This window comes from Halomonas sp. H5, assembly GCF_050613175.1.
Taxonomy (GTDB): domain Bacteria; phylum Pseudomonadota; class Gammaproteobacteria; order Pseudomonadales; family Halomonadaceae; genus Bisbaumannia; species Bisbaumannia salifodinae.
Window position 1 is genome coordinate 2566383 of sequence record NZ_CP192510.1, and the last position, 11643, is coordinate 2578025.

Annotated in this window: 11 protein-coding genes; 7 read left to right on the forward strand and 4 right to left on the reverse strand. The window is 69.0% G+C overall.

Annotation, left to right across the window (positions count from 1 at the left end; translation table 11 throughout):
• Entirely contained in the window at positions 1 to 1437 is a 1437-nt protein-coding gene (locus tag ACQ1W9_RS11935) for a coniferyl aldehyde dehydrogenase (RefSeq protein ID WP_431023576.1), read from the forward strand.
• Here ACQ1W9_RS11935 and ACQ1W9_RS11940 read toward each other — a convergent pair.
• The 3 genes from ACQ1W9_RS11940 to ACQ1W9_RS11950 all read right to left on the reverse strand — a co-directional run bounded on the left by ACQ1W9_RS11940 (position 1402) and on the right by ACQ1W9_RS11950 (position 5580).
• A complete protein-coding gene (locus ACQ1W9_RS11940) occupies positions 1402 to 2208 on the reverse strand; it encodes a response regulator (protein WP_431023577.1) in 807 nt (268 codons plus the stop codon). The two genes, ACQ1W9_RS11935 and ACQ1W9_RS11940, sit on opposite strands and share 36 nt — an antisense overlap.
• 190 nt (positions 2209 to 2398) lie before the next feature.
• Entirely contained in the window at positions 2399 to 4372 is a 1974-nt protein-coding gene (locus ACQ1W9_RS11945) for a methyl-accepting chemotaxis protein (RefSeq protein WP_431023578.1), read from the reverse strand.
• A gap of 164 nt (positions 4373 to 4536) precedes the next feature.
• Entirely contained in the window at positions 4537 to 5580 is a 1044-nt protein-coding gene (locus ACQ1W9_RS11950; protein ID WP_431023579.1) for a calcium/sodium antiporter, read from the reverse strand.
• A 175-nt stretch (positions 5581 to 5755) separates the two neighbouring features.
• Between ACQ1W9_RS11950 and ACQ1W9_RS11955 the strand changes: the two genes are divergently transcribed.
• A complete protein-coding gene (locus ACQ1W9_RS11955) occupies positions 5756 to 6613 on the forward strand; it encodes an SDR family oxidoreductase (RefSeq protein ID WP_431023580.1) in 858 nt (285 codons plus the stop codon).
• Between the two features lie 20 nt (positions 6614 to 6633).
• Here the strand turns inward: ACQ1W9_RS11955 and ACQ1W9_RS11960 are convergent, their stop codons facing one another.
• Positions 6634 to 7176 (reverse strand): hypothetical protein, encoded by a 543-nt coding sequence (locus tag ACQ1W9_RS11960; RefSeq protein ID WP_431023581.1) that lies wholly within the window; start codon positions 7174 to 7176, stop codon positions 6634 to 6636.
• A 311-nt stretch (positions 7177 to 7487) separates the two neighbouring features.
• On the opposite strand from ACQ1W9_RS11960, the gene ACQ1W9_RS11965 reads away from it, so the two are divergent.
• From ACQ1W9_RS11965 to yejK, 5 genes are all read left to right on the forward strand, one after another.
• Positions 7488 to 8126, forward strand: a complete 639-nt coding sequence (locus tag ACQ1W9_RS11965; protein WP_431023582.1) for a glutathione S-transferase family protein — start codon at positions 7488 to 7490, stop codon at positions 8124 to 8126.
• A gap of 175 nt (positions 8127 to 8301) precedes the next feature.
• A complete protein-coding gene (locus ACQ1W9_RS11970) occupies positions 8302 to 8580 on the forward strand; it encodes a peptidylprolyl isomerase (protein ID WP_146802091.1) in 279 nt (92 codons plus the stop codon).
• 152 nt (positions 8581 to 8732) lie between these two features.
• Positions 8733 to 9707 carry an ABC transporter ATP-binding protein gene (locus ACQ1W9_RS11975; protein ID WP_431023583.1) on the forward strand — a complete coding sequence of 325 codons (975 nt, stop codon included), beginning with the start codon at positions 8733 to 8735 and terminating at the stop codon, positions 9705 to 9707.
• Positions 9708 to 9780: 73 nt separating this feature from the next.
• Complete coding sequence (locus ACQ1W9_RS11980) at positions 9781 to 10542, forward strand: ABC transporter permease (protein ID WP_431023584.1); 762 nt, start codon at positions 9781 to 9783, stop codon at positions 10540 to 10542.
• Positions 10543 to 10625: 83 nt separating this feature from the next.
• Entirely contained in the window at positions 10626 to 11609 is a 984-nt protein-coding gene (yejK, locus tag ACQ1W9_RS11985; protein ID WP_431023585.1) for a nucleoid-associated protein YejK, read from the forward strand.
• Positions 11610 to 11643: the final 34 nt, after the last annotated feature.

Genomic DNA, 11643 nt, shown 5'->3' on the forward strand with positions numbered 1-11643 from the left:
ATGGATGCCGCCCTGCCCACCACGGATGCCGCCGCCATCGCCCGCCTGGAGCGGCTCTTCGCGGCCCAGCGACAGGCCTTCGCCGGCGACCCGATGCCGAGTGCGGAACGCCGCCGCGACGACCTGGCCCGCCTGGAGGCCGCCCTGGTGCGCCACCAGGAGGCCCTCTGTGAGGCCATCGCCCGCGACTTCGGCCACCGCAGCCATGACGAGACGCGGCTGGCGGAGCTGCTGCCGGCCCTGGAGGGGATTCGCTTCAATCGCCGCCGACTGAAAGGCTGGATGCGCCCCTCCCGGCGGCGGGTCGGCCTGCCCTTCCAGCCGGCCCGGGCCCGGGTGACCTACCAGCCGCTGGGGGTGGTGGGCATCATGGTGCCCTGGAACTACCCCCTCTACCTGGCCATCGGGCCGCTGATCTCGGCGCTGGCCGCCGGCAATCGGGCGCTGATCAAGGTCAGCGAGGCGACCCCGGCCAGCGGCGAGGCCCTGCGCCGGGTCCTCGCCGAGGCCTTCGACGAGGCCCGGGTCGCGGTGGTGGGCGGCGAGGTGGCGGTGGCCGAGGCCTTCGCCGCCCTGCCCTTCGATCATCTGCTGTTCACCGGCAGCACCGCCGTGGGCCGCCGGGTGATGCAAGCCGCCGCGGCGAACCTGACCCCGGTGACCCTGGAGCTGGGCGGCAAGTCGCCGGCATTGATCGGCGACGGGGTATCGATGCCCCGCACCGCCGAGCGCCTGGCCTTCGGCAAGGGACTCAACGCCGGCCAGACCTGCGTGGCCCCGGACTATGTGCTCTGCCCCCGCCATCGGGTGGCGGAGCTGGTCGAGGCGCTGACCACCCGGGTGCGGCGCCAGCTGCCGGGCCTGGCCGACAACCCGGATGCCACCTGGATCATCAATGACCACCACCATGAGCGCCTGCGGGCGCTGCTTGCCGATGCCGAGGCCAAGGGCGCCAGGGCGGTGCCCTTGGTGGGTGACGAGGGGCTTGCGGCGGGCAGCCGCCTGATGGCGCCGACCCTGCTGCTGGAGGTCAGCGAGGCGATGCGGGTGATGCAGGAGGAGATCTTCGGGCCCTTGCTGCCGATCGTGCCCTACGACACCCTGGACCAGGCGCTGGCCTATATCGCCGCGCGCCCCCGGCCCCTGGCGCTCTACTACTTCGGCGTCGAGCGCGCCGAGCAACAGCGGGTGCTGGAGAGGAGCCATGCCGGCGGCATGTGCCTCAACGACTGCGTGATGCAGGTCGCCCAGGATGACCTGCCCTTCGGCGGCGTCGGCGCCTCCGGCATGGGCCGCTACCACGGCCACGAGGGCTTTCTCACCTTCAGCCATGCCAAGGGCATCTACCATAAGGGGCGCCTCAATGCCGCGCGCCTGATCTACCCGCCCTATGGCGGCCGCCTACTGGCGTGGCTCTACCGCTGGTGGCTGCGCTGATCCGGCTCCCCTCTGCTGGATCGTCTCCATCACCCATTGGAAGAGCTCCTCGACGCGATGGGTGGAGTCCAGGGCACCGCGTTCCCGGGCCTCTTGCTTATGCTCGGGTCGGCTCGAGCCGGCATAGATGATCACCGGGGTCGAGTCGCCCCTGGCGCGCAGCGCCTCCAGCAGCACATAGCCCTCCCGGGGACCCTCCCGGCGCCCCATATCCGAGATGATCACCGCGAAGCGCTGCGAACTCAGCAAGGCCAGGGCCTCATCGGTGGAGCGCGCCAGCACGACCTCGATGCCCTGGGCGGCGAAGGCCTGGCGCTCGAAGGTGTTGCTCTCCGGATGATCGTCTACCCATAGCAGGCGCCGACGCCATGGTTCCACCCTGGTGCGGGGCATCACCGAGACGGTATCGACGATGGAGCGCAACTGGGTCTCGCCGCCATCCCCCTCGCCTCCCGGGTGCTTGATCGAGGCCGCCGCCAGGGAGGCGGCGGTGGCCATCTGCGCCTTGAGGAAGTTCTCCTCGTCCTGAAAGTCGGCGGGGCCATAGAGCTTGTTGTGGTGCCGGGCGACCAGCCACAGGAAACCGAAGAACACCACCACCGGAAACCCCACCATAAAGTAGATCAGCGGCACGACATGCTCGGCGAGGTTGTTGCCGAGCCCCACCACCAGGGAGGCGAAGCCGTATACCAGGACGATAAAGAGCGCGATGATGCCCAGGGGGCTGCGGGTGAAGCCGATGGCCGACTCGGCGAAGCGTGGGATATCCATGATGACCTGCCCGAGGCGCGGTTGGGCGCCTACCGCTTGGCGGCTGGGCCGGGCCGGCGCCCGCCGGTCATCGAGCCGGCCAGGGGTGGCCCGGCTCTCGGCCCCTGTGCTTTCAAGCTAGTCCATTCCCGCGAGGGGGGCCCCGCTCTCCGCACCCCTGCCGATCACCGGCGGTTCAGCGGTAGCGGCCCTAGGCCGGCGTACCGATCCTCCGAGGCGAAGGCGGGACGGGGGCGGCGGACGGTGCCAGCAGGTCCTTCCCGACCCGGAAGTGGCCGACCCGCGCGGCCAGGTCGGCGGCCTGGTCGTCCAGGGCCCGAGTGCCGGCGGCGGATTGCTCCACCAGGCTGGCATTGTGCTGGGTCACCGTCTCCAGTTGGGCGATGGCCCGATGAATCTGCTCGATGCCCGCCGACTGCTCCCCGGCGGCGGCGGCGATCTCCTCCACGAAATGGGCCACCCGGCCGACGCCCGAGGTAATGGTGTCGAGCCGCTGAGCGGAATCGTCGACCAGGCGTTCGCCTTCTTCGGTGCGCAGGACACTGGCATCGACCAGGGCACGGATCTGATTCGCCTCTTCGGCACAGCGACCGGCCAGTTGGCGTACCTCGCCGGCCACCACCGCGAAGCCGCGCCCCTGCTCCCCGGCCCGGGCCGCCTCCACCGAGGCATTGAGCGCCAGCAGGTTGGTCTGGAAGGCGATGGCATCGATGGCCTCGACGATGGTGGTGACCCGCTGGTTGGCGTCCTTGATGGCCACCATCGCCTCGCGGGCCTCGCCGGCGACCCGACTGGCCTCCCGGGCCTGGCCATCCACCTCGCCGGTCAGACGACTGGCCTGGGCGGCATAATCGGCGGTCTGCTTCACGGTGACGGTGATCTGCTCCATGCTGCTGGCGGTCTCCACCAGGGAGCTGGACTGTTCCTCGGTGCGTTCGGCCAACGCCTGGTTACCCTGGGCGATCTCGCCACTGGCGCCATGGATCGAGGCGGCGCCCCGCTGGATACTGGCGACCAGGCGTTCGGTGGTCTCGGTGGCGGCATTGTTGGCACGATTGAGCGCCGCCAGCTCGTCGCTGCCCAGCACCTCCAGGCGTCGACTCAGATCACCCTCGCTGGCGGCGATCTGGGCCAGGGTACGGCGCAGCGGGATGACGATGCTGCGGCTGACCAACAGGGCCAGGCCGATCGCCACCGCCCAGACCAGCAAGGCCAGCCCCAGGTAGGCCAGCAGGGCGTGCCGGGCCTCTCGATAGCGTGCCTGACTGGCGGCCACCAGGTCGGCGCTCAGGGCGGTCTCCAGATCATGTAGCAGGTCGATCTTGGCGGTCTGGCGCTCGAACCAGTGCCCGGGCGCCACCCCGAAGCCTCCCTGACCGGCGCCGGCCATGGCCCGCTCGCGCAGGGCCGCCACCTCGGCTACCACCGGCCGTGCCATCGCCTCGGCATAGCGGTCCCGCACCGCGGCGCTGGCGAAGCGCTGGAAGCCATTCAGGTAGGCGGCCTCTTCCCCCACCAGGCTCATGAAACGACGATGCAGGGCCGGCGTGAAGCGATCGGCGGCGAAGGCATTGGCGAGCACGGCACGCTCGATACCGGCCAGCTCCTTGGCATTGAGCAGTTGGGTGTAGGCGGCCAGCCGGCGTACCAGCCCGCCATCCTCGACGCCCGCCCCCAGGGCACCGACGCCGTCGATCAGGGCGCTGGTGATGGCGGTGTAGTGGCGGATGGCCTGTTCGGCACTGGGCTCCAGGGCATCGACGCCCTGACGATAACGCCCCAGGTCGGCCAGGCCGGCCCGGACCTCGTCGAGCCGGGTACTCGCCTGTTCGCCGAGCAGCCCGGAGTCGAGGGCAGGCACGAGCGCCACCAGGGCCTCGCCGGCGCGATCACTGGCCCGGCGCTGCTCCTCCAGGGCGGCGGCGAATTCCCGCCCTTCGCTGCCCAGGTAGCCGGCACTCATGCCGCGCTCCCGCTGCAATTGATGCACCAGGCGACCGCTCTCCTCGGCCAGGTGCATCAGGCGCTCCAGACGAGCCATCTCATGGGTCACGGCCTGACGTTCGACGACGCCCACCGCGGCGAGGCCGGTTATCGCGAGGAGGGGAACCAGCAGGGTCAGGGCAAACTTCTTGCCCATGGTGAGTCGGTGCAACAGCTTCATCGAGCACTTCCTTAAGAACGAGTCTAGGAGTCCCCGGGGCGTCGGGCGCCCGAGGCAGACGGCAGTGAAGGGTTCTTATGGTTATGGGTAGCGATGAAGCTGGCGTGAGATCACTGCTCCCTATCCTATCGGCGGCGGGCGCCAATACTTGAGGCCACGGACACTCAGCGGCGCCGCGCCTCCTGGATCGCCACCACCGCCAGGGTCAGGACGGTGATCGGCACCACGAAGTAAAGCATCACGGTGGCGAAGGCCGGCAGCGCCGCGTGGTGGGCCGAGGCGAGGATCAGGTAGAGGGTATAGGCCAGGTAGTAGCCGAACAGCACCGCGCCCTCCCAGCGCACGATGGTGCCGCCGGTGAAGCCCAGGGGCAGGCAGGCCAGGGCCACCGCCAGCATGACCGGCAAGTCGAAGGCGATCATCGCCGGGGGGACCTGGATGCCCGCGGGTGCCAACGCCACGGTCAGGCCCAGTACCCCCAGCAGGTTGAAGACGTTGCTGCCCACCACATTGCCCACGGCGATATCGCGTTCGCCACGCAGGGCCGCGACCAGCGAAGTGACCACCTCCGGCAGCGAGGTCCCGGCGGCGACCAGGGTCAGGCCGATCACCTGCTCGCCGACGCCCAGGGCCTGGGCCAGGCTCACGGCGCCATCCACCAGCCAGCGCGAGCCCAGCACCAGTAGCGCCAGGCCACCCACCACCAGTGCCACCTGCCAGGCCCAGTGCCCCGACACCACCCGCGACGCGTCTGACTCGGGGACCGCCTCGCGCCGGGCCTGGCGCCACAGGACACCGAGATAACCCACCAGCCCCGCCACCAGCAGCAGGCCCTCCAGGCGCCCCAACTGGCCGTTGGCGGCCAGCAGCCAGACCAGCAGGGAGAGGCCGATCATCACCGGAATATCCAGGCGGATCAACTGCCGGGCGACCACCAGGGGCACGACCAGGGCGGAGAGCCCGAGAATAAAGAGCACATTGAAGATATTGCTGCCCACCACGTTGCCCAGGGCGATGGCGGCCTGGTCATCGAAGGCCGCCTTGACGCTCACCGCCAGCTCGGGGGAACTGGTGCCGAAGGCCACCACGGTGAGGCCGATGATCAGCGGCGGAATCCCCGCCCGGGCGGCCAGCCGGGAGGCGCCGCGCACCAGCGCCTCGGCCCCGAGAATCAAACAGACCAGTCCCGCCACCAGCGCCACGACCATGCCCGGCCCTCCCTTGCGCAATGTGTTCGCCTCGCCATTCATGCCACGGCCGGCGCGTCCCGTCCATCCGGCGGTCGCGCCGGGAATCGAGGCGTCGCCGCCGGCATGGTGCCCTTGCCCCGGTGCCGTGAAGCCGCCACAGTAAGCCCCCTACCGCCACCACAGGAGACGCCCCTTGTCGGCCCCCGAGGATCCCCGCCGCATCCTGATCACCGGCTGTTCCAGCGGCATCGGCCACGCCGCCGCCCATGCCCTCAAGGCGCGGGGCTGGCGGGTGTTCGCCACGGCTCGCCGCGCGGCCGACGTGGCCCGGTTGGGTAACGAAGGCCTGGAGGCCCTGGCGCTGGACCTGGACGACAGCGACAGCATCACCGCCGCGGTGGATGAGGTGCTGGCCCGCACCGGCGGACGCCTGGACGCCCTCTTCAATAACGGCGCCTATGGGCAGCCCGGGGCGGTGGAGGACCTCAGCCGGGAGACCCTGCGTGCCCAGTTGGAGACCAACCTGCTGGGCACCCACGAGCTGACCTGCCGGGTCATTCCCGCGATGCGCGCCCAGGGCCATGGACGTATCGTCCAGAACAGCTCGGTGCTGGGCTTCGCCGCCCTGCCCTATCGCGGCGCCTATGTCTGCTCCAAGTTCGCCCTGGAAGGGCTCACCGACACCCTGCGCCAGGAGCTCACCGGCAGCGGCATCCATGTCAGCCTGATCCAGCCCGGCCCCATCACCAGCCGCTTCCGGGAGAACGCCCAGCGCGCCTTCCATGCCCATATCGAGGTGGCACACAGCGCCCATGCCGAGACCTATCGCCATGTGGAGGCGCGCCTGGCCAACCAGACCGGCAAGGCGCCCTTCACCCTGGGCCCCGAGGCGGTCATCGCCAAGCTGGTGCATGCCCTGGAGAGCCGCCGCCCCCGGCCGCGCTATGCGGTGACCCTGCCAACCCACCTGTTCGCCGGCTTGAAGCGCCTGCTGAGCAGCCGCGGCCTGGATCGGGTGCTGCTGCGCTCGACCCGCGACGAGCGCCAGTAACCGCGAACCGGACACCGGGCCTAGAACTCGACCCGCTCCGCCTCGGTCTCGAAACGCACATCGATGGCGATGCCCTCCTCCAGGCTGGGGGGCTCACCCAGCACCCGCTGCAGGGCCAGGGTGCCCACCACTCGGCCGGCCACCCGGGCCACCGGGCCCCGCACCTCGAAGGCCTCCAGGGTCAGGGTGATCTCCGCCGCCTCGGAGGTGTAGACCGGCGGCAGCGCCGAATGGCCGATCAGGTGCACCACGTCGAACTCGGTGACCTCCTCGCCCATCAGGGTGAGGCTGATGCTCAGCGCCTCCCGGGTGCCCCAGGCGTCGGGCTCGACGAAGCCCACCAGGTCGACGGCATAGAGGCCGCCCAGGTCGGTGAAGCTGGCATTGGAGTCGTCGCCGTGGCGCAGGATATACCACTGGCGTGCCTCGCCATCCAGGCTGCCTCGTATGCCCTCCTCGGCCAGGGCCAGCGGGGCCATGCCCAGGCTCACGCCCAGACTCATGCCCAGACCCAGGGCCATCGCCAGCCGCCCCGCGCCCTCTCGAATCGTCCGCCTGTCCATGCTCCCTCCCTGAATGCTGGCCGGCCGGAAACGGCCTGCCCTCAAGATAGCGTGGAATCGCGCGACATATTGGCCCGACGGGACAGCGCATCCAAGCGACGCACCGGCTCGAGGAACGCCATCATGGCCTGGCTGGTTTCGGAAGGCGGGCGTGCGATAACCCTCGGATCATGGAGTCCCGATCGCCATGTGCTGCCCGGGAATGGCTGGCGACCCTCCACGCCCCCCCGACGCAAGCGCACACCGCCGACAAGACTTATCGGCCATCTCGATTATGCTGAGTGCACCCCAATGGAAGTCAGGAGTGCAACATGGAACGGACGATTACCTTCTACACCAACCCCTACTCGCGTGGCGGCATCGTGCACTGGATGCTGGAAGAGGTCGGGGCGCCCTATCGGGTGGAATATCTGGAATACGGCAAGTCGATGAAGGCGCCCGACTACCTGGCCATCAACCCGATGGGCAAGGTGCCGGCCATCCGGCATGGCGAGGTGGTGGTCACCGAGGCGGCGGCGATCTGCGCCTATCTGGCCGACGCCTTTCCCGAGGCCGGCCTGGCCCCTCCGCCGGCCGAGCGGGGCGCCTACTACCGCTGGCTGTTCTTCGTCTCCGGGCCCCTCGAGGCCGCCCTGGGGCTGAAGGCCTGCCAGGTGGAGATGAGCGCCGACCAGGAAATGCAGCTGGGGTGTGGGCGCCTCGACACGGTGCTGGACGTGCTGGCCGACGCGGTTCGGGGACGGCGCTATATCGCCGGTGAGCGCTTCTCGGCGGTGGACGTCTATGTGGGTTCCCATCTCGGCTGGGGCATGCAGTTCGGCACCATCGACCGGCGCCCCGAGTTCGAGCGCTACTGGCAGGAACTGGAGCAACGGCCCGCACAGCGCCACAGCATGGAGCAGATCGAGGCGGCGATGGCCAAGTACCCGCTGCCCGGCACCGAGGCCTGACCGGCCGGGCGCTCGAAAGAAACGTCGGCGCATCGACAAGACCGGATCGGGGAAGCCCGCTCCGGTCTTGTCGTTTTCTCCCTGGCTGCCTCACTCGCCCCGAGCATGCTATCCTCGGCCGAGAAGCTGGCTGGCCGTCTGGCCGGCCCGATAGCCATCCATCGAGGAGTGTATTATGGCCAGGGCAACCGCGCGTCATATTCTGGTAGAGAGTGAAGAGAAGTGTCTGGCCCTCAAGGCCGAGATCGAAGGCGGCCGTGACTTCGCCGAGGTGGCTCGCGAGCACTCCAGCTGTCCCTCCGGCCGCCAGGGCGGTGACCTGGGCGCCTTCGGCCCCGGCCAGATGGTGCCGGAATTCGACAAGGTGGTGTTCTCCGGCGAGCTCAACACCGTGCTGGGCCCGGTGAAGACCCAGTTCGGTTACCATCTGCTGGAAGTCACCAGCCGCAGCTGATTTCCCCGGGTGACCGGCGCCTCGGCGCCACCGAGAAGGCCGCGGCGAGTCGCCGCGGCCTTCGTCATTGGGGAGGCCGCAAACTCGGCCGCACCGCCCGCCTCGACTGACATTAGCCCCGAAACGATCTGGCCCGCTGACAAGGACAGCCCATGACCACCGCCTTCGCGCCAAGCCCCACCCATGCCGCCCTGGGCGCGCCCATGATCCGCATCGAGGGCGTCTCCAAGACCTATCGCGGCGGCTTCCAGGCCCTCAAGGAAGTGAGCCTGACCATCAATCGCGGCGAGATCTTCGCCCTGCTGGGCCCCAATGGCGCCGGCAAGACGACGCTGATCAGCATCATCTGCGGCCTGGTCAACGCCAGCGGCGGCACGGTCACCGTGGATGGGCACGACAACGTCGGCGACTATCGGGCGGCCCGGGAATTGATCGGCCTGGTGCCCCAGGAGCTCACCGGCGAGGCCTTCTCCACGGTGTGGGACACGGTGAGCTTCAGCCGCGGCCTGTTCGGCAAGCCCCGCGACGACGCCTACCTGGAGCGCATCCTGCGCGCCCTGACCCTGTGGGACAAGCGCGACAATCGCCTGATGACCCTCTCCGGGGGCATGAAACGCCGGGTGCTGATCGCCAAGGCGCTCTCCCACCAGCCCCAGGTGCTGTTCCTCGACGAACCCACCGCCGGGGTCGACGTGGAGCTGCGTCGCGAGATGTGGCAGATCGTCCGCGACCTGCGCGACGAAGGCGTCACCATTATCCTCACCACCCACTATATCGAGGAGGCGGAGGAGATGGCCGACCGCATCGGGGTGATCCGCCGCGGCGAGCTGGTGCTGGTCAAGGAGAAGCAGGCGCTGATGCGCCAGTTGGGCCGCAAGGAGCTGACCCTGCAACTCAAGACGCCCCTGGCGTCGGTGCCCGACGCCCTGGCGCCCTACCACCTGAGGCTGGCCGAGAATGGCCAGGCACTGGTCTACCGCTACGACAGCACCGCGAATAACGGCGAGGGCTCGGGAATCGCCGAGCTGCTCGGCGCCCTCAAGGAGGCCGGTATCCGCTACAGCGACCTGCGTACCCGCCAGAGCTCCCTGGAGGATATCTTCGTCAGCCTGGTCAAGGAGCCCTGAGAGCGGCCCTGACGCCCCCGCTACCCGGCCAAACCCGGCCGAAATGGATGCCCCGCACACAGGACTCCGTCTTATGAATCTCAAGGCCGTACGCACCCTCTACCTGGCCGAGCTCGCCCGCACCAAGCGCACCATGCTGCAGAGCATCGTCTCGCCGGTGATCTCCACCTCGCTCTATTTCGTGGTCTTCGGCGCCGCCATCGGCACCCGCATCAGCGAGGTGGAGGGCGTCAGCTATGGCGCCTTTATCGTGCCGGGGCTGATCATGCTGATGCTGCTGACCCAGAGCGTGGCCACTGCCTCCTTCGGCATCTTCTTCCCGCGCTTCTCCGGCGCCATCTACGAGCTGCTCTCGGCGCCGGTCTCCTACGCCGAGATCGTCATCGGCTATGTGGGGGCGGCGGCCACCAAGGCGGTGGCCCTGGGGCTGATCGCCCTCGGTACCGCCAGCCTCTTCGTGCCGCTGGAGATCGCCCACCCGCTGTGGATGCTGTTCTTCCTGGTGCTGACCGCCATCACCTTCAGCCTGCTGGGGTTTATCATCGGCATCTGGGCCGATGGCTTCGAGCAGCTGCAGCTGGTGCCGCTGCTGATCATCACCCCGCTGACCTTCCTCGGCGGCACCTTCTACGCGTTGGAGATGCTGCCGCCCTTCTGGCAGGCGGTGACCCTCTTCAACCCGGTGGTCTACCTGGTCAGCGGCTTCCGCTGGAGCTTCTACGGCATCGGCGACGTCAGCCTCGCCGCCAGCCTGACGATGATCGGCGCCTTCCTGGTCGCCGGCATCGCCCTGGTCAACTGGATCTTCCGCTCCGGCTACCGACTCAAGCCCTGATCGCCCGGTACCACCGGGCGCCTTCGGCGGGTATGATCGCCCCCTCGCTTTCGTGATCTCGCTTTCGCCACCCGGGGGGCCCCATGCCGATACTGCACAGCATCATCCATCGCATCGACCTGGCGGGAGAGCAACCGGCCCGGCTGGTGGCGGCGGAGGCCGAGGCCGCGCCCTCACCGGCCCTGGATGAGCTGCTGGCCGGGGTCAACAGCGCCTATCACGGCAAGACCAAGGCCTGGGGCCACTTCGCCGCCGCCAGTCGCACGGCGACCGCCCTCGGCGCCTACCTGGACGGCGAGACGGACTTCGTCAGCGTCAGCCGCGAGCTGGCCCAGCGCCTCACCGAGATGCTCGGCGAGCACCTCTCGGTGGGCGGCCACCTGCTGCTGGCCCACTACCGTCACGGCGACGCCGAGTACCTCAGCCTGGCGCTGCTGCATCATCGCGAGGGGTGGGGCATCGACGCGGATGGCGCCATCGTCGCCGCCAATCAGCTCAACCTGGCCCAGCTGTCGCTGGCCGCGCGTCTCGATATCCGTCAGTGGCGCGCCGAGACACCCTCCAAGCAGTACCTCTCCTGGCTGCGCGACCGCGGCGGCAAGAAGTTCGCCGAGGCCTTCGCCGAGCTACTCGGTGCCGAGGAGGGCATCGACGCCGGCGGCGAGACGCGCACCCTGCTCAAGGCCTTCAGCGACTACGTGGAGCAGGAGGACCTCGCCGACGACCAGGCCCGGGAGAAGACCGAGGCGCTGCTCGACTACGCCAGCGATCAGGCGCGCCGCGGCGAATCGATCACCCTGGAAGCCCTCTCCGAGGTGGTCGACGACCACGACTCCAAGGCCTTCTACGAGCATATCCGCCACCTGGACTACGGCCTCTCCCCAGAGATCCCCCCGGACAAGAAGGCCCTCAACCAGTTCCGCCGTTTCACCGGCCGCGCCGGCGGCGTCTCGATCAGCTTCGACTCCCACCTGCTGGGCTCCAGCGTGGAATACGACGAGACCAGCGACCGCCTGATCATCAAGCAGGTGCCTAAGCAGCTCAAGGAACAGCTTAAGGGGCGCTGATTCAAAACAACCTCAGCTGACGATCGATCCGTAC

Excerpts from the sequence above, each read along its gene's own strand:
- ACQ1W9_RS11935 (WP_431023576.1), top strand. The coding sequence starts at position 1 with ATGGATGCCGCCCTGCCCACCACGGATGCCGCCGCCATCGCCCGCCTG.
- ACQ1W9_RS11940 (WP_431023577.1), bottom strand. The coding sequence starts at position 2,208 with ATGGATATCCCACGCTTCGCCGAGTCGGCCATCGGCTTCACCCGCAGC.
- ACQ1W9_RS11945 (WP_431023578.1), bottom strand. The coding sequence starts at position 4,372 with ATGAAGCTGTTGCACCGACTCACCATGGGCAAGAAGTTTGCCCTGACC.
- ACQ1W9_RS11950 (WP_431023579.1), bottom strand. The coding sequence starts at position 5,580 with ATGGTCGTGGCGCTGGTGGCGGGACTGGTCTGTTTGATTCTCGGGGCC.
- ACQ1W9_RS11960 (WP_431023581.1), bottom strand. The coding sequence starts at position 7,176 with ATGGACAGGCGGACGATTCGAGAGGGCGCGGGGCGGCTGGCGATGGCC.
- ACQ1W9_RS11965 (WP_431023582.1), top strand. The coding sequence starts at position 7,488 with ATGGAACGGACGATTACCTTCTACACCAACCCCTACTCGCGTGGCGGC.
- ACQ1W9_RS11970 (WP_146802091.1), top strand. The coding sequence starts at position 8,302 with ATGGCCAGGGCAACCGCGCGTCATATTCTGGTAGAGAGTGAAGAGAAG.
- ACQ1W9_RS11975 (WP_431023583.1), top strand. The coding sequence starts at position 8,733 with ATGACCACCGCCTTCGCGCCAAGCCCCACCCATGCCGCCCTGGGCGCG.
- ACQ1W9_RS11980 (WP_431023584.1), top strand. The coding sequence starts at position 9,781 with ATGAATCTCAAGGCCGTACGCACCCTCTACCTGGCCGAGCTCGCCCGC.
- yejK (WP_431023585.1), top strand. The coding sequence starts at position 10,626 with ATGCCGATACTGCACAGCATCATCCATCGCATCGACCTGGCGGGAGAG.